Raw genomic sequence first — 19,017 nt, 5'->3', positions numbered from 1 at the left:
CACCATCAGCCGCCGACCGGCGGGGGGAGCGGTGGAGTCGTCAAGCCGCCGGTCGGCGGTGCAAAAAATGGAGGAGCCAGCCCCTCAAGCCGGTGGGGGAGCGGTCGAGCGGCGCTGGATCAGCTCTATCGGCCCGGCGAGCACCTCGGCCACCGTGTCGTCCGGCTTGAGGCTGCCGAGCAGCGTCACCCCGCGCCGCCCCAGCTCGGCCAGCGGCATGCGGACCGTGGTCAGCGCCGGGAACAGGTAGCTGGCCAGGTCCAGATCGTGCACCGCGACGATCGAGACGTGCCGCGGGATCTCCAGCCCGGCCGACCTGACGCTCTCCATCGCCCCGATCGCCGAGGCCACGTTCGCCACGAAGACGGCCGTCGGCGGCTCGGGGACGGCCAGTAGGCCGGCCATCGCCGCCGCGCCGCCCGCGGGCGTGTAGTCGGCCGCGACGATCGGGCCCTCCGGCAGCCCGGCCTCGCTCATGGCCGCCGAATACCCCGCCGACCTGCGCGTGGCCGTGTCGGCCCCGGACGGGCCCGCGAGGTGGGCGATGCGCCGGTGACCGAGGCGTACGAGGTGCTCCACCGCCAGCGCGGCGGCCCGCTCGTCGTCGAGGATGACGTACCGCTTGACGCTCCTGCTGCGGTTGTTGAGCATGAGCCACGGCACCGCCGCCCGGTCGAGCTGCTCGATGAGCCCCGGCTCGTCCCTGGTCCCGGCCAGCAGCAGGCCGTCGATCCGGCCCTGGCCGAGCCGGTCCATGTACTCGCCGGCCCCCGCGCCCGTCGCGCTGCCGGTGACCAGCACGTACCCCTGCGAGGCCGCCTCCGCCTCCGCGCCCTTGATGATCTCCGCGTAGACGGGGTTGGCGAAGTCGGGGATGAACAGCCCGAACATGTGCGCGCGGGCCGTGCGCAGGCTCCGCGCGGCGACGTTGGTCCGGTAGCCCAGCTCGTCGATCGCGGCCAGCACCCGCTCGCGCGTCTCCGGCCGGATGTTGAGCGTCGGGTCCTTGTTGACGACACGGGAGACGACGGCGCGGTCGACCCGCGCGATCGCGGCGACGTCGGCGAGCGTCACCCGGGTGCGCTTCATGCCCGCGCTCCGGGACGCACGCTCTGGCCGCTGTCCATCGCTCCGGGACGCACGCTCTGGCCGCTGTCCATCGACCGGTAGAGGGCGTCGAGCAGGCGCAGCGTGCCGAGGTTGTCCGCGCCGGACGTCTCGGGCTCGCCGCCGTCCGCGATCGCCGCGAGCAGCGACCCCATCGGCCCCGCGACCGCGTCCGGCAGCCACCGGGTCGTCACCGGGTACGGCAGCCAGCCGTCGGTGGGCAGCGCCCTGCTGCTGACCGCCAGGGTGTCGGGGCGGCCGTGCGGGTAGTCGTAGAGGAGGCCGAGCGTGCCCTTGATCGCGCCTTCCGTGCCGTCGATGCGGAAGGACGCCTCCTGGTCGCCCGTCCGGTTCTCGTGCGTGACGTGGACGAGCGCCCGCACGTCCCCCGGGTACACCAGCGTGCTCATCGTCCGGGTCTCGCCCTTGGCGGCCTGCCCGGGCGTGCGGCTGCCGGTGCAGAAGACGAGCTCCGGGTCGCCGAGTATCGAGCGGATCGCGTCCAGGTAGTGGATGGAGTGGTAGACGATCTCCAGCCGGTCGGTGGTGACGAGCCAGTCCCACGCGCTCCAGTCGGTCAGGATGTTCACGGTGAACGTCATCGCCGTCGGCTCGCCGATCCAGCCCGCGCGCACCATGGCGCGGGCGGCGGCGATGCCCTCGTCGAAGCGGAGCTGCTGGTTCACCGCGACCTTCAGGCCGCGGGCCGCCGCCAGCTCGACGATCTCCGCGCCGGTCGCCACGTCGGGCGCGAACGGCTTCTGGCACAGCAGGTGCTTGCCCGCCTCCAGCGCCGCCCGCGCGATGCCGGGCTGCGCCCCCGGCGCGACGGCGATGTCCACCACCGCGGCCCGCTCGTCGGCCAGCAGCTCATCGAGCGAGGCGTACGTCCTGGGCAGCCCGTGCCGTTGCGCCACCTCGGCGGCGCGGCCGGCGTCGAGGTCGTACAGGCCGGTCACCTCCAGCCCGGCCTGCCGGTAGGCGGGCAGGTGCGCCACGTCCACGATGGCCCCCGCGCCGACGACGGCGATCGGCAGCCGGTGCCCGGCGGGGACGGACAGGTCTGCCGCGGCCGAGATGGGCGCGAAAACGTCGATCATGACTCGATCTCCCGGATGCCGTAGAAGCGGGTCGCGGTGCCGCCGAGCACGGCCGCCCGCGCGTCACCGGGCAGCCCGGCCAGCGCGACCCCCGTCTCCCGCCACACCTTCGCGTAGTCGCCGGCCAGCACCGCCACCGGCCAGTCGCTGCCGAACATCAGCCGCTCGGCCCCGAACACCTCGATCGCGTGCTCCACGTAGGGCCGCAGATCCTCGCCCGTCCAGGTCTCCGCGTCGCCGGCGGCCGTGTTGAGCCCCGACACCTTCGCATACACGCCGGGGCACTCGGCCGCGCGGGCGAGCGCCGACGCCCAGGGCTCCCAGCCCTTCTCCGCGATCGGCGGCTTGGCCAGGTGGTCGATCACCATCCGCAGCCCCGGCACCCGCTCGGCCAGGACCGGCACGTGCTCCAGATGCCGCGGCAGCACCGCGACCACGTCGAACGGCAGCCCGGCGGCGGCCAGCAGCCCCAGCCCCTCGATCACCGCGTCCCGCACCACCCAGTCGGGGTCGGGCTCGTCGTGGATCAGGTGCCGCACCCCGGCGAAACGGGGATGGCGCCGGTAGCGCTCCAGCGCGGCGGCGGCCTCGTCCGGCCGGTCCAGCGGCACCCAGCCCACGACCGCGCCGATGAACGGATGGGCGTCGGCCTGCGCGAGCATGGCGTCGGTGTCGGCGTAGGAGTCCATCGACTGCACCAGGACCGTGCGGTCCACCCCCGCCGCCGCGAGCTGGGGGATCAGCTCGGCGGGCTCGAACGTCCGGTGGATCGGCCCGGCCTCGGGCGTCAGCCAGGGGTAGGACCCCGTCTCCAGGTTCCAGAAGTGCTGGTGCGCGTCGACGACGGGCATCCGGTCTCCTCCCTTGATCAATCGATTGAGCGTGCACAACGTAGAGCTACCCGGCGGAGGTGTCAAAGGCGCGCGGGCGGCTGCACCAGCTCCAGGGTGATGTCGTCGGGGTCGAGGAAGTAGCAGGCGTAGCCGCCCTTGTTCACGCCCGCCGTGATCTCGCCGGGCGGGTTGACGAATCGCACCCCGGCCGCCGACAGCCGGGCGTGCTCGGCGCGGGCGTCCTCGACGACGAGCGCCAGGTGCGCCGCGCCCGGCAGGTGGCGGGCCGGGTCACGGGGCTCGCCCCGCGGCCGTACGTACTCGACCAGCTCCAGGTCGTGCGTGGAGACGCCGCGCGGCTGGCCGGGCACGGCGAGCTGGGCGACGCGCAGGACGGCGTCGGGGTAGCCGACGAGCCTGCGGGTGTAGTCGTTGTCCTGCTCCTGCCGGTGCACCAGGGTGAAGCCGAGCAGGTCCCGGTAGAAGTCCACGGACCTGTCGAGGTCGGCGACGGTGAAGGAGAAGTGCCAGACGCCTCTCAACGCAATGACTCCTGCTCGATCTCGGCCGGCGGACCGGCCTGCGGGTGTTGTGGTTGCGGCTGGGACTGGGGCTCGCGGATCCGGCGGACCTGCCGGGCGCGGCCCGCGACGGTGTAGATGGCGGCGGCCACGACGACGACGGTGCCGACGATGACGCCCTGGTAGTTGGCCCCCAGGTTCAGCACGTTGAAGCCGTTGTCCAGAGTGAACAGGATGAGCGCCCCCACCACCGACTTCAGCACGCTGCCCAGGCCGCCGAACAGCGAGGTGCCACCGAGGATGGCCGCGGCCAGCACGGTCAGCTCGGTGCCCTGCAGGCCCGTCGGGTTGATGGCGAGCAGCTTGGCGGCGAACAGCACACCGACGAAGCCGGAGCCGAGCCCGTTCAGGACGAACGCGCCGATCTTGTAGCGGCTGACGTTGATCCCGGACAGGCGGGCCGCCTCGGCGTTCGCGCCCACCGCGTACAGGCGGCGGCCGATCACGGTGTAGCGCAGCACCGCCCAGGTGATCGCGGCGATCATGATCAGATAGTACGTCGGCTTGCTCAGCCGCAGGTCGAACCCGAGCACCGGGTCCAGCACCAGCACCACCACGCCGGCCGCGGCGGTGACCGCCCCCGCGACGGGACGGCCGCCCGACCTGCGGGCCAGCAGCACCATGACCGCCCCCGCGACGATCGCCGCCGCGCCGAGCAGGCCCAGGACGTGCGGGACCGTCCAGTAGCCGGCCTGCAGGGCGATCAGCGACTGCTGCGCCTCCGGGTCCTCGGCGGTGATCGTACGGCCGTCGGTCAGGATCAGCACCAGCCCGCGCACCGCCGTCATGGTGCCCAGCGTCACGATGAAGGCGTTGATGCCGACCAGTTGCACGATCAGCCCGTTCACCGCGCCGCACACCAGCCCCGCGCCGAGCGCGATCGCCATCGCGACCGGCAGCCCGAGCGGCGCGACCAGGCTGAGCACGGTCGCGGCCGAGAACGCCGCCACCGAGGCCACGGACAGGTCGAAGTTCCCGCTGATCAGGACGACCGTGGTGAAGACGGCGAGGATCGCGATCAGCGACGACTGGTCGAGGATGTTGATGATGTTCGTCGGCGACAGGTAGGGCGGCCGGCCGAGCTGGGTGGACAGCAGCGTCAGGATGGCCACGATCAGCAGCAGCGCGTAGACCACGCCCGCGTTGCCCGGCCTCAGCGCCGCCGCGATCCTGGAGCGTCCCGTGCTGGTTTCACGCGGCATCGCGGGCGCCTCCCTCGCCGAATCCGTTCGCCAGCATCAGCAACTCCTCCTCGGATGTCTCGTGCGCCGCTCGTTCGGCGACGATCCGGCCCTCGCGCACGACCAGCACCCTGGTCGCCACCGCGAGGATCTCCTCGAACTCGCTGCTCACCATGAGCACCGCGCCCCCGCCGGCGGCGAACGCGCGGACGAGACCGAGGATGTCGGCCTTGGCCCCGACGTCCACCCCGGCGGTGGGCTCGTCGAGCATGAACACGCGCGCGCCGCCGTACAGCCACTTGCCGAACACGACCTTCTGCGCGTTCCCGCCGGACAGCTCGCCCGGCAGCGCGCCGGGGCCCGGGCAGACGATGCCGAGGTCGGCGATGGCCCGCTCGGCCCGCTCGGTCTCGGCGGCCTCGCGCGGCAGCGCCCGGCCGGACGACAGGGCCGGCAGGTGCGGCAGCGAGATGTTCTGCCAGATCGGGAACGTGCCGACCAAGCCTTGGGCGCCCCGGTCCTCGGGGACGAGGGCCATGCCCGCCGCGACCGCCGCCCGGGGGGTGCGGCCCACCCGGCGGCCGTCGACCAGCACCTCGCCGCGCGCCCGCGAATCGGCCCCGTAGACGGCGTGCAGGAGCTCCGAGCGCCCGGAGCCGAGCAGCCCGGCGAACCCGATCACCTCGCCCGCCCTGGCCTCGAACGACACGTCGCGGACGCCCGCCGCCGAGCTCAGCCCGCGTACGGACAGCAGCACGGGGGCGTCGGGCGCGACCGCAGCGGGGCCGCGCCGCTCGGCGGCCAGCAGGTCGCGGCCCACGATCGCCTGGACCAGCCGGTCCTCGTCGTAGCCCGCGGTCTCGCCCTCCTCCACGACCGTGCCGTCCCGCAGCACGGTGATCCGGTCGGTCAGGGAGAGCACCTCGTCGAGGAAGTGCGACACGTACAGGAACGCCGTGCCCTGCGCGGACAGCCGGCGTACCACGTCGAAGACCACCTGGCGCTCGCTCCCGGCCAGCGAGGCGGTCGGCTCGTCCATCACGACCAGCTCCGCGCCCGTGGCCAGGGCCTGCAGGATCGCCACCATCTGCCGCTCGCCGATGGCCAGCCCGGCCACCTCCGCGTCGGGGTCGATGGCGTAGCCGACCCGATCGAGCAGCCGGGCGAACTCGGTGCGCCTGGCCCGCGGCAGCCGCCAGGGGCCGGGCGCGCCGAGGAAGACGTTCTCCAGCACGCTCAGCGTGGGCGCGAGCGGGACGTGCTGCATGATCGTCGCCACGCCGGCCTTCCTGGCCGCGCCGGGCGTGCGCCAGACGACCTCCTCGCCCTTCCAGCGCATCACGCCCGAGGTCGGCGGGTGGGCGCCGGCGATGACCTTGATCATCGTGGACTTGCCCGCGCCGTTCGCCCCGACCAGGCCGTGCACGCTGCCCGGGTGGACGGTGAGCCGGGCCTCGCGCAGCGCGACCGTGCCGTTCGGGAAGGACTTGCCGAGGCCCTCCAGGGCCAGCAGCGGCGGGCCTACCATTGCGGTGTGCAATCGGCGAGGTTGTCCTTGGTGATCGCCGGGGTGTCGTACGTCACGAAGGCCGCGTCCTGCTTCTTCTCGCCGGTCAGGTGCCGGTAGAGCGTGTCCAGCGCCAGCTTGCCGAGGTCCTCGGGCTTGTAACAGACGGTTCCGGAGATCGCGCCCGACTTCACCGCGTCGATCCCGAGCTTGCTGCCGCCGATCCCGACGATCTTGGCCTTGGAGCCGGCCGCCGAGACGGCCTTGGCGCAGCCCACGGCCATGTCGTCGGACTGGGCGTAGAAGAGCTGGGTGCCGGGGTTGGAGGAGAGCATGTTCTGGCAGGCCGACTGGGCCTTGTCCTGCACCCAGTCGCCCGGCTGGCGGGCCACGACCTCGTACGTCGCGCCCTTCGCCGCCGCCGACTTCGGGAACTCCTGGAAGCGGTTGACCACCTCCGCGAACCCGGCCGCGCCTTCCACGATCGCGAGCTTGCCGCCGTCCGGCACGACGCCGGCCGCGATCTCGCCCGCCTTGCCGCCCGCGGCGTACTCGTCCTGGGTGACCAGCGCCACCAGGCCGGGGTAGACGTCCTTGAGCTGCCGCTTCTTGGGGTCGCCGACCTGGGAGGCGACGGCCACGGTCGGCACGTTGGAAGCCTTGAGCCGGTCGGCCAGACCCTGCGCCACGCCGGAGTCGACGGGCAGTATGAGTACGCCGTCGGGCTGCTGGGCGATGAGGTCCTGGACGTCGTTGCTCTGTTTGTCCGCCTTGCCCTGTGCGTCGAGCTCGACGATCCGCACGCCGAGCTTGGCCGCCTCCTCCTTGATGCCCTTGCCGATGGCGGCCGGGAACGGGAAGCTCAGGCCGAGGTTGGAGACCCCGACCGTGTACTCCTTCTTGCCGTCGCCGGACGAGCCGGAATCCGTGGATCCGCCGCAGGCCGTCGCGCCGGTGAGGAGGACGGCGGCGACGAGGATGGCCTTCTTCATGGTTCTCCTGCTGAAGTCAATCGTTTGACTAATGGGTGTCAGCCCTTGACCAGGGCACGTACATCCCCCGAGATGCGCCCGGCGTCAGGCACCAGTGCCTGCGCCAGGACCTGCGCGGCCGGCATCCGCACGTCAGGCGTGCCGATCCGGATCGGCGGCGCGAGCAGCGGCACCCCCGCCCCCGCGACGCGGGCCACGATCTCCGCGCCGAAGCCGCCGGTGACGTTCGCCTCGTGGACGACCGCCAGCCTGCCGGTGCGGCGCGCGCTGTCCACGACCGCCTCGGTGTCGAACGGGTTGAGCCACGGCGTCTCCACCACCTCGGCCTCGATCCCGTCGAGCGCCAGGGCGCCGGCCGCCTCCAGCACCCGGTGCGTCATCGCGCCCCAGGTGACGATCGTGACGTCGGAGCCGGCGCGGCGGGTGCGCGCCGCGCCCATCGGCTGGACAGGACCGGTCGTGACCGGCTCCTTGCGGCCGAAGTACAGCGACCTGTTCTCGATCACCAGCACCGGATCGTCGCAGTGCACCGCGGTGACCAGCAGGTCGTAGGCGTCCTGCGGCGTGCTCGGCATGCACACGCGCAGCCCGGGCACGTGCAGGAACAGCGCCTCCAGGCACTGCGAGTGCTGCGCGCACGCCCCCGGCGCGTTGCCCTGCTGGGTACGGATCGTCAGCGGCGCCCGCAGCCGGCCGCCCGACACATAGCGGACGTTGGCCGCCTGGTTGACGATCTGGTCGAGCGCCACCAGCGAGAAGTCGGCCCACATGATCTCGACGATCGGGCGGCGGCCCATCATCGCCGCGCCCACCGCGCTGCCCAGGATCGCCGCCTCGCTGATCGGGGTGTCGAACGCGCGGTCGCCGTACTGCTTGCGCAGCCCCCTGGTCACGCCGAAGACGCCGCCGGGCACGCCGACGTCCTCGCCGTAGACCAGGGTCTCCGGCAGCTCCTCCATGAGCCGGTGCAGCGCGGCGTTCACGGCCTCGCCGTAGGACAGGTCAGGCATACAGGTGCTCCCTCGCGGTGGCGGGGTCGGCGAACGGCGCAGCCAGTGCGGCCGCGGCGGCCGACTCCATCTCGGCCCGCGCCCGCTGCTCGGCCGCGTCGATCTCGGCGGCGGGCACGCCGTCGGCCAGCAGGCCCGCGCGCAGCCGGGCGATCGGCTCGCGGCGCCTGATCCGCTCCAGCTCGCCGGGCTGCCGGTAGGTCTCGGCGTCGCCGATGTAGTGGCCGACCAGCCGCTCGGTCATGCACTCCAGCAGCGTCGGCCCGCCGCCCTCGCGGGCGACCTCCAGCGCGTCGCGCACGTGGAAGCGCACCGCCTCGGCGTCGTTGCCGTCGATCCGGTGACCCGGCATGCCGTACGCCGCGGCGCGGTCGGCCAGGCGCGGGATTCGCACCATGTCGGCGATCGGGGTCAGCTCGGAATAGCGGTTGTTCTCGCAGACGAACACCACCGGCAGGGCGAAGGCGGCGGCGAAGTTCATCGCCTCGTGCACCGCACCCTGGTTCATCGCGCCGTCGCCGAAGACGGTGACCGCCGCGCGGTTCGAGCCGTCGAACCGGCCCGCCAGCGCCGCCCCGCAGGCGATCGGCGCGCCGGCGCCGACGATCGAGTTCTCGCCGTGGAAGCCGTACTCGGCGGCGGTGAAGTATGCCGATCCGCCGCGCCCGCCGTTGACGCCGCTCGCCCGGCCCATCAGCTCGGCGAACAGCGGCTCCGCCGGCACGCCCCTGGCCAGCGCCCAGCCGTGGCCGCGGTAGGTCGCGAACAGCGCGTCCTGCGGATCGAGCTCGTCGCACGCGCCGACCGGGATGGCCTCCTGCCCTATGCACAGGTGCACGGAGCCGACGATCGGCCCCTCGGCCCGCAGGTCGCGCACCTTCTCCTCGAACGCGCGGATCCGCCACATGGCCAGCAGGTCCGCGAGCCTTCTCTCGCTCATCGATCATTCCTCCAGGCGTCCAGGGCCGCGGCGCAGATCGCCTCCGCGTCGCCGATGTAGGACTCGGGCGGGATGGGCAGCGTGCCCAGGCTCGCGAGATCGTCGGGCCCGGCGACGTCGCGCAGCGCGTCGGCCAGCTCCCGCCCGTGCTCGCGAGCCTCGTGCGCCGCCTTGTAGACCAGGTCGTGCGCGCGCTCCCGGCCGAGCGCGGGGGCCAGGCGCATCATGTACGCCTCGGCCATGATCAGGCCGCCCTCCGCGCCCAGGTTCGCCCGCATGACCTCCGGGTAGATCCGCAGGCCGGCGGCCACCTCGGCGGCCGTGGCCAGCGCGCCGGCGGACAGCTCGGCCAGCAGCGGCACGACGTACCACTCGACCTGCCATTCGCCGGCCGCCCGCTCGTGCCCGGCCTCCATCGCGCGGAACAGGCCGGAGCTGAGCGCCCCCGCCGTGCCCGACATGCCGATGACGGCCTCGCAGCCGATCGGGTTGGCCTTCTGCGGCATCGTCGAGGACGCGCCGCGGTGGTGGCCGCCCGCCTCGCGCACCTCGCCGACCTCGGTCCTCGACAGGTCCACGACCTCGCGGGCGAAGCGCGCGGCCGTCGCCGCCAGGGACGCGCAGGCGACGCCGAACTCGGCGACGCCGTCCCTGGCCACGTGCCACGGCACCTCGGTCGTGCGCAGGCCGAGCCGGCCGGCCAGCCCTTCGCGGACCGCCGAGGAGCGTTCGCCCATCGCCGCGGACGTGCCGCCCGCGCCGAACAGCGACACGACCCGCACCTGCCGCGTGGCCGCGCGCACCCGCTCGCGCTGCCTGGCCGTCTCCGCCAGCAGCACCGCCATCTTCGCCCCGAACGTCGTGGGCACCGCCTGCTGGGCGTGGGTGCGGGCGGCGATGACCGTGCCCGCGTGCGCCGCCACCAGCCGGGCGAGCGCGTCGCCGAACGAGGCGAGCAGCGCGGCCAGGTGGTCGAGCGCCTCGCCCATCTGCAGGGCCAGGCCGGTGTCCATGATGTCCTGCGTGGTCGCGCCGTAGTGGACGCGGCCGTTGGGCCCGTCGGGCAGCGCCGCCGAGATCATCCGCACCAGCGGGAGAATGGGATAGCCGACGTTGACCGCCTCCGACCACAGGCGCGCCAGGTCGATGTTGCCGGGCACGCACGCGGCGGCGATGGCCTGCGCGTCGGCCTCGGAGATCACGCCCGACTCGGCCTGCGCGCGGGCGAGCGCGGCCTCGGTGCGCAGCCAGGCCAGCACCGTACGGTCGGCCGAGAAGATCTCCGTCATGCCGCCGTCGCCGAACAGCTCGGGCAGCAGCTTGAACGTCTGGCGCACGATCAGCTCATCTCCAGTCCGCCGTCGACGTTCAGCGCCTGCCCCGTGATGAACGAGGCCAGGTCGCTGGCCAGGAACAGCACCGCCGAGGCGACCTCCGCCGGCTCCCCGGGACGCCGCAGCGGCGAGCGCTCGCTGACCTCCTTCAGGTAGCCGTGGCCCGCCTCAGGGCCGAAGCGCCGGTCGCGGTCGCTGATGATGTCGTCCCACATGTTCGTCAGGATCACGCCGGGGCAGACCGCGTTCACCCGCACCGGGGCCAGCGCCTCGGCGGCCGACTTCGTCAGCGACAGCAGCGCGGTCTTGGTGGCCGAGTAGTGGGCCGCGTTGGGGCGGCCCGAGCGGGCGGCGACCGAGGCCAGGGTGACGATCGAGCCGCCGCCCTGCTCGGCCATCCGCCGCCCGACGGCCTGGGTCAGCCAGAACGTGGCGTTCAGGTTGACGTCCACGATGCGCAGCCACTCGGCGGCCTCGATGTCGAGCAGCGGGGTCGTGCGCATGATCCCGGCGCAGTTCACCAGCACGTCGATCCGGGCCGGTCCGGCCGCCAGGGCCGTGGCCTGGGCCGGGTCGGTGAGGTCGGCCGCCTGCGCGGCCACGCCCAGCTCGGCCGCCGCCTCGGTGAGCCGCGCGCCCTCCAGGTCGGAGAGGACGACGTCCGCTCCGGCGTCGGCGAGCGCGCGGGCGCAGGCGAACCCGAGACCTCCCGCGCCGCCCGTGACGAGCGCCGTGCGGCCCGTCAGATCGATCGTGACAGCCATCCCCGATGGTCTCCCTCGCGTCCATTCAAACGATTGACCTGAACATAGCAGCGGCCTCACAAACGGAACAAGAGGGAGGTCAATCGTTTTTATTGGGAAATTTCCCCCGGCTTAACGTCGCCAGGGGAACGGGCGCCCGCCGTGGGGGACGGGCGCCGGCCCTCAGGGGGCGGGGAGCCAGCCGAGCTCGGCGTAGAAGGCGTCGCGGGCCTGCTCAAACGCCGCCCGGTCCAGCACCGCGCCCCGGTGCGGGCCCTCCGTGATCGGCTCGTCGTGCATCCGGCCGGGCAGCTCGTCGCGCCCGCCGCCGCCCTCGCGCACCGCGTACGCCCGCAGCTCGTCCAGCCGCCGCTGCCCGGCCGCCAGCAGGTCCTCCAGGGTGAAGGCGGTCCCGAGCACGGCGGTCACCAGCGCGGTCAGGCGGTCGACGGTCAGCGGCCTGGTCGGGGTGGAGGCGAACACACACAGGTTGAGCGCGTCCAGCCCGCTCCACAGCCGCAGCAGCCGGGCGCTGCGCCGGCCCCGCTCGGCGTCCAGCTCGGCGAGCGGCGCGGGCTCGGCCGCCACCAGCCGCGCCTCGGGGAAGCTGTAGGCCAGCCCGGCGACGGGGTCGAAGTCGAGGTCGTGCTCCAGGGCGTCGTAGCGGGGGCCGCCGGGTGAGATGGCGTACCCGAGCCCGATCCCCGGCTGGATCCGCGGGTCGAAGCAGGGCATTTCAGCCCCCTTGACGGTCATCGCGTACGCGGCCGTCTCCGGCCCCAGCTTGGCCGCCGCCCGCTCCGCGCCTTCCGCGAGCAGGTCGCCCAGGGCCCCGCCGCGCGCCGCGACGTCCCTGATCAGCCCAGGCAGCGCCGCCGCCGCGCCGAACACCGGCCCGCCCGCCAGCAGGCCGCGCTGCGCGCACTCCATCGCGAAGGCGAGCGTCCCGCCGAGTGAGACGGGGTCGAGGCCGAGGTCGTTGCAGAGCGCGTTCGCGGTGAGGACGGTGTCGAGGTCGTCGATCCCGAGGTTCCAGCCGAGCGACACGAACGCCTCCTGGCCCAGCCCGCCGGAGCGCCGCTCGGGGATCTCCGGCGCGTACACCTTGAGGCAGTCGTTCGGGCATCCGGGACACGCGCCCGTCATCGCCACCGCCCGGCCGTCGTAGTCGCCCGCGACGGGGACCCGCAGCCCGGTCGCGCCGGGGACGGAGAAGTTCCGCACGGAGGCGTACCCGGGGTCCAGCGGGTCTCCCACCCACCCCGCGAACCCGGGCTCACCGGCCTGCAGCGCGGCGAGCGGGTTTCCGGCCAGCGCCGACCGGTAGTAGGCGGCCACCTCCGCGACCGCGCCGGGGTCGGCGACCTCGGCGGGGGCGTCGCCCGCGCACACGATCGCCTTGAGGTTCTTGGCGCCGAAGACCGCGCCGAGCCCGTACCGCCCGGCGGCGTAGGCGCGGTCGGTGACGACGCTCGCGTACCGGACGAGGCTCTCCCCTGCGGGGCCGATCGCCGCGACGTGCGCCGCCTCGCCGTGCCTGGCCCGCAACGCGTCGGTCGTCGCGCCGGTGCCCAGCCCGCGCAGCTCGCCCGCGTCGTGGAGGGAGATCTCCCCGTCCTGGATCAGCAGGTACGACAGCCGCTCGGCCCGTCCCGTCACGGCCAGCGCCTTGGCTCCCGCCCCGCGCATCCCCGCCGCGAACGGGCCCAGCGCGTGCGCCTCGCCGGCCACCCCGGTCAGCGGCGACTTGGCCAGGAACACCGCCTTGGCCAGCCCGGGGGCCGCCGTCCCGCCCAGCATCCCGGCGGCCACGTACAGGAGGGCCCGCGGATCGTACGGGTCCAGCCCGGCAGGCGTCCGCTCGGCCAGCAGGCGCAGCCCCAGTATCGAGCCGCCATAGTGGCCAGGCTCGGCCGATCGGTCTTCGCGTTCGACGTTTCCGCTGGTCAAGTCAACGATGAACGGCACGGCCAAGCCTCCTGCAGATGACGGAAAAGGGGCCGGCGCACGGCGTCGGGCAGTCGCGCGCAAGGGGCGTCCCGCGGCGCGTGCCCTCCGCCGGGCTCCGGAGCGGCACAACATCACATGACACAGGAGCGGCGCAAGCCCGGCACCCCCGCGACGGGGCGCCGGGGTGTCAGGGGTGTCTGGGGCGTCAGGGGTGGTCCGGGTGGGACAGGAGCCAGCGGGACAGGCCGCGGGCCGCCGCGACCACCGGCGGGACGAGAGCCACCGGCCGGGGATCGCCGAGCCGCACCACGACCGACAGGGCCGCGACGACCTCGTCGGCCGCGTCCCGCACGGGCGCCGCCACCGACACCGCGTCCAGCGTCACCTGCCGGTCGCTGATGACGTAGCCGTTGCGCCGCACGTCGGCCAGCGCCCACCGCAGCCGGCCGGGATCCGCGATGGTCCTGTCGGTGAACGTCGCCAGCGGCCCCGCCAGATACCGCTCCTGGGCGTCCGGCGGCGCGTGGGCCAGCAGCACGAGGCCGACGCCCGTGGCGTGCGCGGGGAACCGGCCGCCGACCCGGCTGTGCACGCCGACCGCGTCCCTGCTGGAGATGCGCTCCAGGTAGAGGACGTCGGGCCCGTCCAGGACGGCGAGCTGGACGTGCTGGCGGGTGGCCTCGTACAGGTCCTCCAGGAACGGCATGGCCGCCTCGCGCAGCCCCAGCCCGCGCGGGGCCAGCGCGGCCACCTCCCACAGGCGCAGCCCGATCTGGTAGCGGCCGTCGCGGTCACGCTCCAGCGCGCCCCACGCCATCAGCTCGCTGACCAGGCGATGCGCGGTCGTCAGCGGCATCCCGGCACGGCGGCTGATCTCGGACAGGCTCAACCGGCGCCGCTCGCCGGAGAACGCGCTGAGCACGCTCAGCACCCGGCTGGTCACCGTACGGCCCGCGGGCTCCTTCGCCGTGTCCCGGGTGCGGACGCCACGGTGGATCGCCGCGCCGTCACCGGTTGTGGTCATGGCCGACGCCTCCTCACCTCCGTCTCATGTTCTTGGTGCGAAAGCCTTCCGTCCAGCGGTGAACGCGGTATCGCGCGCCCCGCCCGGCCCGTATGTTCCGGCCCGTATGTTCCGGGCGGAAACCGTTCCGGGTGACAACACGCCTGCCGTCCCGTTCCCTCGAAGGAGTCGTGCACATGGCCGCAGCGCGCAACCCCAAGCCGTCCCCTCGCGGAAGGCCGCCGATCGCCTTCGCCGCGGCGGTGGCGCTCGTCGCCTCCCTGCTCGCCCCGCTCCCCGCCGCCGCGGCTCAGGGGGGCGGCGACCGGCCGGTGGCGCGTACCGGCACGGGTCTCGTACGTGGTGCGCGCGCCGCCGGGGTGGACAGCTTCCTCGCCCTCCCGTACGCCGCCCCGCCCGTCGGCGACCTGCGCTGGCGGGCCCCGCAGCCGGCCGCGTCCTGGAGCGGCGTGCGCGACGCCGCCCGACGGGGCAACCGGTGCCCCGTCGCCGCCGGCAGCAACGGCCCGCGCTCCGAGACCGAGGACTGCCTCTACCTGAACGTGTTCCGCCCATCGGGCACGAAGGCCGGCCGGCGGCTGCCCGTCCTGTTCTGGATCCACGGCGGCGGCCTGCTCAACGGCTCGGGGAACCAGCACGACGGCTCGCTGATCGCCCAGCTCGAGAACGTCGTCGTGGTCAGCGTCAACTACCGCCTCGGCGTGCTCGGCTTCCTCACCCATCCGGCGCTGAGCGCGGAGGCCGGCCAGTCCGGCAACTACGGCCTGCTCGACCAGCAGGCGGCGCTGCGCTGGGTGCGGCAGAACATCGGCGCGTTCGGCGGCGACCCGCGGCAGGTGACCATCGACGGGGAGTCGGCGGGCGGATTCTCCGTCTGCGCCCACCTCGTCGCACCCGCCTCGGCCGGGCTGTTCGGGCGCGGCATCATCCAGAGCGGCTACTGCGGCAGCCGCACGGTCGCGGAGGGCGAGCAGTCCGGCACGGCCATCGCGACCACACTCGGCTGTCCCGCCGACGGACCGACGGCCGCGTGCCTGCGGGCGTTGAGCCCGGCGCGGCTGGTGGACGGGCCGCAGTTCACCTCGTTCGTGCACGGCGGCCCCGTGCTGCCGGAGAACCCCGACACCGCCGTGCGGGCCGGCCGCTTCCAGCGGGTGCCGCTGGTCGTGGGCTCCACCCGCGACGAGGGCCGCACGTTCCTGCAGAACAACCGGGGCTGGAGCCGGGAGCGGTACGAGACGTGGGTGCGCGGCCTCGTCGGCGACCGCGCCGGCGCCGTCCTGGCCCGGTATCCGTGGCCGGCGCAGTCCGACCAGTTCACCTCGGCGTATCTGACGGCGGCCATCTTCACGGACGCGGGCTTCCTGGCCGGCATCGGCGGCTGTCCCACGCTGCACTTCATCGAGGCCCTGTCCGCCTACACCCGCGTGTACGGCTACCGCTTCGACCACCGCACGGGACCCGGCCTGACCCCGGAGCCGGCCGGTTACGAGTGGGGCGCCGGGCACGCGGCGGAGCTGGCCTACCTGTGGCCGAGCTTCGACAACGGCACGCCGATCGCGCCGGCGTTCGACGCCGCCGAGCGCCGGCTGGCGCGGGACATGGTGCACTACTGGGGGGCGTTCACGCGCACCGGACGGCCGCAGGCGCGCGACGCGGCGGGCTGGCCCGACGTCAACCGGACCTCCCGGATCATGTCGCTGCGCGCCGGTGGCCGCTCGACGCCGGTCCCGTCGGCGACGATGGCGGCCGAGCACAACTGCGACCTGTGGGACGCCGGCTGAGAATCCGGCTGAGAATCCGGCCGGCGTCCGCAACCACGTCACGGCGTGCCGTGGGAGGATCCGGCCGGGTGGCATTCCCGGTACCCGCCGTCTCGGCGCGACGGCGGATGAGGTCCGGGCCGGATCCTCTAGAGGGACGTGCGGAGTGGGGTGCCGGTCAGCGGGCTGGGCCGGACGGTGGCTCGACGGGCGCGCGCAGGGCACCACCTCCGGGTTCGCGCCCTTCGGCGCGAGGAGATCGGGAAATGCCGGACGAGCCCCGAAGCTGTCGCCGCGTGCCGCATATGTCCTGCATATTTCGCGACGATAGATCCGACTTTTAATTCTTGTCAACATAAGTAGGGTGACGTTCGAAGTAAGCTAGTGCGCATGCCAAGTGGATCGAACGGCCAGAGCACGGGGGCGGGAGCGCTGCTGGCGATCCTCCGGGACGGCCATGCGCGCACCCGCGCCGAACTCGCCCAGCTCACCGGCCTGTCCAGGTCCACGGTCTCGCAGCGGCTCGACGGGCTGATCGACCACCGCTGGGTCGTGGCCGGCGACGGCGCGATCTCCTCGGGCGGCCGGCCCGCCGCGGTGTTCGCGTTCAACGGGAGCGCGCACGTCGTGCTCGCCGCCGACCTGGGGGCCACCCACGCCCGCCTGGCCGTCCTCGACCTGGGCATGACCGTGCTCGCGGAGCAGGCCGTGGAGCTGCCCATCGACGAGGGGCCCGAGCGGACGCTGGAGTTCGTGGCGGCGGCGTTCGAGGAGTCGCTGGCCGGCCTCGGGCATGACCCCGCGGCGGTCTGCGGGGTGGGCGTCGGCCTGCCAGGGCCGGTCGAGCACGCCTCGGGACGCCCGGTGAACCCGCCGATCATGCCCGGCTGGGACGGGTTCTGCGTGCCCGAGTGGCTGGGCGCCCGGCTCGGCGGCGGGCGCCGCACCGGACCGCCTCCGGTGCTGGTGGACAACGACGTGAACATCATGGCGCTGGGCGAGCACTGGGCCGCCAGGCCCGCCGTCGATCACCTGATCTTCATCAAGATCGGCACCGGAATCGGCTGCGGCATCATCTCGGGCCGCAGGCTGCACCGGGGGGCGCAGGGAGCCGCCGGCGACGTCGGCCACATCCGGGTGCCGGCGTCGGACGCGCCGTGCAGGTGCGGCAACTCCGGCTGTCTGGAGGCGATCGCGGGCGGCGCGTCGATGGCGGCGGCACTGCGCGCGGCCGGGGTCGAGGCGCGGGGCAGCAGGGACGTGGTGGCGCTGATGCGCGCGGGCGACCTCAGGGCCACGCGGCTGGTCAGGCAGGCCGGGCGGGAGGTGGGGGCGGTGATGGCCTCCATCGTGAACTTCTTCAACCCCTCGGTCATCGTCCTCGGCGGCGACATCGCCGAGGCGGGGGAGCAGGTGCTCGCGGGGGTGCGGGAGACGATCTACAGCCGGTCGCTGCCGCTGGCCACGCAGCACCTGGGCATCCGGGCGAGCGAGCTGGGGGACCGGGCGGGCGTCATCGGCGCCGCCGTCATGGTGGTCGAGCACGTCCTCGCCCCCGAGGCCATCGACCGCGCCGTCACGTGAGGCCGTCACGTGAGGCCGCCGGCGTGGGCCCCATTGACCCCATGTCAGCGGCGTAGTAACAATTGATCGTCCCTGGCTTTCGCGGCTGTGGCATGCTCGCGGACCCCGGGGCGAGACCGCTGTGACGTGGTCGGCGCACGCGTCCCTCAAGGAAGGGAACCGGGCGTGAGCCGTACTCACCCATCCGAAGAGCACGAACACGAGCGAGCGCTGCGCCGCGGGCTCGGCCTGAGCCGCCGCCAGCTCCTCGCGGCCACCACCGGCATGGCCGCCGCGGCCTCGATCGCGCTCGCCGAGCCGGCGCAGGCCGCCGCGCACCGCCGCCCCCTGATCCCGCGCGGCAAGCGCGGCATCATCCTCTACACCGTCCGCGACGCCATCTCCCGCGACCCGGCGTCCACGCCCCTGCCGTCGGGCTTCCGCCGCGTGCTGGAGGCGCTCGCCGGCTTCGGCTTCGAGCAGGTCGAGTTCGCCGGATACCGCCAGCACGCCGGCTCCGAGGGCGGCGCGAACCTGGAGACGGTCGAGGGCGCCAGGCTGCTGCGGCGCTGGCTCGACGACAACGGGCTGCGGGCCGAGGGCAACCACGGGTTCATCCCGTCCTCGTGGCCGCTGACCACCGCCGACGTGGACCGGTTCAAGCAGGCGCTGGAGATCGCCGGGATCCTCGGGCTCGGTCACATGGGCACCGGCTCCGACCCCACCGGCAGCGCGTACAAGGCCGACTGGGACCTCGCCGCGGCGAAGTGGAACGAGCTCGGCTCGATCGCCTGCGCGGCCGGGATCAGGCTGTACACCCACAACCACGACGCGGCCTACGCCTTCCTGCTCGACAGCGGCCCGCTCGACGAGCAGGGCAGGCCCACCCGCTCCTCCGGCGTCCGCAAGCTGGAGTACTTCTTCGGGATCAGCGACCCCAGGCGCGTCTACTTCGAGATGGACATCTTCTGGGCGCACGTGGCGCAGTTCAAGCACCGTACGTTCACCGCGCCCGACGGCTCCGTCCAGACGGACGTGTTCGACCCGCTCGGCACCGTCCAGCCGCGGGCCAAGCGGTTCCCGCTGTTCCATGCCAAGGACGGCACGTCCAACCCGGCCGGCGCCAACGGGTACGACATGGTGCCGTTCGGCACCGGCGACATCGACTACACCCGCTTCTTCTCCGGGCTGCGGTCCAGGGGCTATCACAACCCGATGTACGAGCAGGACAACGCGCCCGGGACCGACCCGGCCCAGTCACTGCGGTACGCCGAGCTGAGCTACCGCAACATGGCCGCCCTGCGCGGCTGACGAAAGCGCGCTCGAAGGCCGGACCGCCACGCGATCTCTGCCGTTGCAGCGGCAGGCGCGGCGGTCCGGTTCACCGAC

Annotated in this window: 16 protein-coding genes; 3 read left to right on the top strand and 13 right to left on the bottom strand. The window is 73.7% G+C overall.

What is annotated here, in order from left to right:
• Positions 1–84: 84 nt before the first annotated feature.
• The 13 genes from ABEA43_RS63335 to ABEA43_RS63275 all read right to left on the bottom strand — a co-directional run bounded on the left by ABEA43_RS63335 (position 85) and on the right by ABEA43_RS63275 (position 14,302).
• Positions 85–1,089 (bottom strand): LacI family DNA-binding transcriptional regulator, encoded by a 1,005-nt coding sequence (locus ABEA43_RS63335; protein WP_345579080.1) that lies wholly within the window; start codon positions 1,087–1,089, stop codon positions 85–87.
• A complete protein-coding gene (locus tag ABEA43_RS63330; RefSeq protein WP_345579077.1) occupies positions 1,086–2,207 on the bottom strand; it encodes a Gfo/Idh/MocA family protein in 1,122 nt (373 codons plus the stop codon). The genes ABEA43_RS63335 and ABEA43_RS63330 overlap by 4 nt, the downstream gene beginning before the upstream one ends.
• Positions 2,204–3,058 carry an amidohydrolase family protein gene (locus ABEA43_RS63325; protein WP_345579074.1) on the bottom strand — a complete coding sequence of 285 codons (855 nt, stop codon included), beginning with the start codon at positions 3,056–3,058 and terminating at the stop codon, positions 2,204–2,206. The genes ABEA43_RS63330 and ABEA43_RS63325 overlap by 4 nt, the downstream gene beginning before the upstream one ends.
• A gap of 62 nt (positions 3,059–3,120) precedes the next feature.
• Complete coding sequence (locus ABEA43_RS63320) at positions 3,121–3,582, bottom strand: VOC family protein (protein WP_345579072.1); 462 nt, start codon at positions 3,580–3,582, stop codon at positions 3,121–3,123.
• Positions 3,579–4,823 carry an ABC transporter permease gene (locus tag ABEA43_RS63315; protein ID WP_345579071.1) on the bottom strand — a complete coding sequence of 415 codons (1,245 nt, stop codon included), beginning with the start codon at positions 4,821–4,823 and terminating at the stop codon, positions 3,579–3,581. The genes ABEA43_RS63320 and ABEA43_RS63315 overlap by 4 nt, the downstream gene beginning before the upstream one ends.
• Positions 4,813–6,342, bottom strand: a complete 1,530-nt coding sequence (locus ABEA43_RS63310; RefSeq protein ID WP_345579070.1) for a sugar ABC transporter ATP-binding protein — start codon at positions 6,340–6,342, stop codon at positions 4,813–4,815. Before ABEA43_RS63310 ends, ABEA43_RS63315 begins: the two co-directional genes overlap by 11 nt.
• Positions 6,324–7,301 (bottom strand): sugar ABC transporter substrate-binding protein, encoded by a 978-nt coding sequence (locus ABEA43_RS63305; protein ID WP_345579068.1) that lies wholly within the window; start codon positions 7,299–7,301, stop codon positions 6,324–6,326. The genes ABEA43_RS63310 and ABEA43_RS63305 overlap by 19 nt, the downstream gene beginning before the upstream one ends.
• 38 nt (positions 7,302–7,339) lie before the next feature.
• On the bottom strand, positions 7,340–8,311 hold the full coding sequence (locus ABEA43_RS63300; RefSeq protein ID WP_345579066.1) for an alpha-ketoacid dehydrogenase subunit beta: 972 nt from the start codon (positions 8,309–8,311) through the stop codon (positions 7,340–7,342).
• Positions 8,304–9,251 (bottom strand): thiamine pyrophosphate-dependent dehydrogenase E1 component subunit alpha, encoded by a 948-nt coding sequence (locus tag ABEA43_RS63295; RefSeq protein WP_345579063.1) that lies wholly within the window; start codon positions 9,249–9,251, stop codon positions 8,304–8,306. Before ABEA43_RS63295 ends, ABEA43_RS63300 begins: the two co-directional genes overlap by 8 nt.
• Positions 9,248–10,588 carry a class-II fumarase/aspartase family protein gene (locus ABEA43_RS63290; protein ID WP_345579061.1) on the bottom strand — a complete coding sequence of 447 codons (1,341 nt, stop codon included), beginning with the start codon at positions 10,586–10,588 and terminating at the stop codon, positions 9,248–9,250. The genes ABEA43_RS63295 and ABEA43_RS63290 overlap by 4 nt, the downstream gene beginning before the upstream one ends.
• A gap of 2 nt (positions 10,589–10,590) precedes the next feature.
• Entirely contained in the window at positions 10,591–11,349 is a 759-nt protein-coding gene (locus tag ABEA43_RS63285; RefSeq protein ID WP_345579058.1) for an SDR family NAD(P)-dependent oxidoreductase, read from the bottom strand.
• 162 nt (positions 11,350–11,511) lie between these two features.
• The gene (locus ABEA43_RS63280; RefSeq protein WP_345579055.1) at positions 11,512–13,296 is read right to left on the bottom strand and encodes an aldehyde ferredoxin oxidoreductase C-terminal domain-containing protein; all 1,785 of its coding nucleotides are present in this window, start codon (positions 13,294–13,296) and stop codon (positions 11,512–11,514) included.
• A gap of 187 nt (positions 13,297–13,483) precedes the next feature.
• The gene (locus ABEA43_RS63275) at positions 13,484–14,302 is read right to left on the bottom strand and encodes an IclR family transcriptional regulator (protein ID WP_345579052.1); all 819 of its coding nucleotides are present in this window, start codon (positions 14,300–14,302) and stop codon (positions 13,484–13,486) included.
• A gap of 176 nt (positions 14,303–14,478) precedes the next feature.
• Here ABEA43_RS63275 and ABEA43_RS63270 point away from each other — a divergent pair, with 176 nt between their 5' ends.
• The 3 genes from ABEA43_RS63270 (at position 14,479) to ABEA43_RS63260 (ending at position 18,939) form a co-directional block, all read left to right on the top strand.
• Complete coding sequence (locus ABEA43_RS63270; protein ID WP_345579049.1) at positions 14,479–16,086, top strand: carboxylesterase/lipase family protein; 1,608 nt, start codon at positions 14,479–14,481, stop codon at positions 16,084–16,086.
• Between the two features lie 369 nt (positions 16,087–16,455).
• On the top strand, positions 16,456–17,649 hold the full coding sequence (locus tag ABEA43_RS63265; RefSeq protein ID WP_345579046.1) for an ROK family protein: 1,194 nt from the start codon (positions 16,456–16,458) through the stop codon (positions 17,647–17,649).
• Between the two features lie 165 nt (positions 17,650–17,814).
• Positions 17,815–18,939, top strand: a complete 1,125-nt coding sequence (locus tag ABEA43_RS63260) for a sugar phosphate isomerase/epimerase family protein (protein ID WP_345579044.1) — start codon at positions 17,815–17,817, stop codon at positions 18,937–18,939.
• Positions 18,940–19,017: the final 78 nt, after the last annotated feature.

The organism is Nonomuraea rosea, from assembly GCF_039539705.1.
GTDB lineage: Bacteria > Actinomycetota > Actinomycetes > Streptosporangiales > Streptosporangiaceae > Nonomuraea > Nonomuraea rosea.
Note: the sequence above shows the minus strand (reverse complement) of the source record. Positions and strands in the feature narration are given on the sequence as shown.

Excerpts from the sequence above, each read along its gene's own strand:
- ABEA43_RS63265 (WP_345579046.1), top strand. The coding sequence starts at position 16,456 with ATGCCAAGTGGATCGAACGGCCAGAGCACGGGGGCGGGAGCGCTGCTG.
- ABEA43_RS63335 (WP_345579080.1), bottom strand. The coding sequence starts at position 1,089 with ATGAAGCGCACCCGGGTGACGCTCGCCGACGTCGCCGCGATCGCGCGG.
- ABEA43_RS63315 (WP_345579071.1), bottom strand. The coding sequence starts at position 4,823 with ATGCCGCGTGAAACCAGCACGGGACGCTCCAGGATCGCGGCGGCGCTG.
- ABEA43_RS63325 (WP_345579074.1), bottom strand. The coding sequence starts at position 3,058 with ATGCCCGTCGTCGACGCGCACCAGCACTTCTGGAACCTGGAGACGGGG.
- ABEA43_RS63275 (WP_345579052.1), bottom strand. The coding sequence starts at position 14,302 with ATGACCACAACCGGTGACGGCGCGGCGATCCACCGTGGCGTCCGCACC.
- ABEA43_RS63270 (WP_345579049.1), top strand. The coding sequence starts at position 14,479 with ATGGCCGCAGCGCGCAACCCCAAGCCGTCCCCTCGCGGAAGGCCGCCG.
- ABEA43_RS63305 (WP_345579068.1), bottom strand. The coding sequence starts at position 7,301 with ATGAAGAAGGCCATCCTCGTCGCCGCCGTCCTCCTCACCGGCGCGACG.
- ABEA43_RS63300 (WP_345579066.1), bottom strand. The coding sequence starts at position 8,311 with ATGCCTGACCTGTCCTACGGCGAGGCCGTGAACGCCGCGCTGCACCGG.
- ABEA43_RS63295 (WP_345579063.1), bottom strand. The coding sequence starts at position 9,251 with ATGAGCGAGAGAAGGCTCGCGGACCTGCTGGCCATGTGGCGGATCCGC.
- ABEA43_RS63330 (WP_345579077.1), bottom strand. The coding sequence starts at position 2,207 with ATGATCGACGTTTTCGCGCCCATCTCGGCCGCGGCAGACCTGTCCGTC.
- ABEA43_RS63285 (WP_345579058.1), bottom strand. The coding sequence starts at position 11,349 with ATGGCTGTCACGATCGATCTGACGGGCCGCACGGCGCTCGTCACGGGC.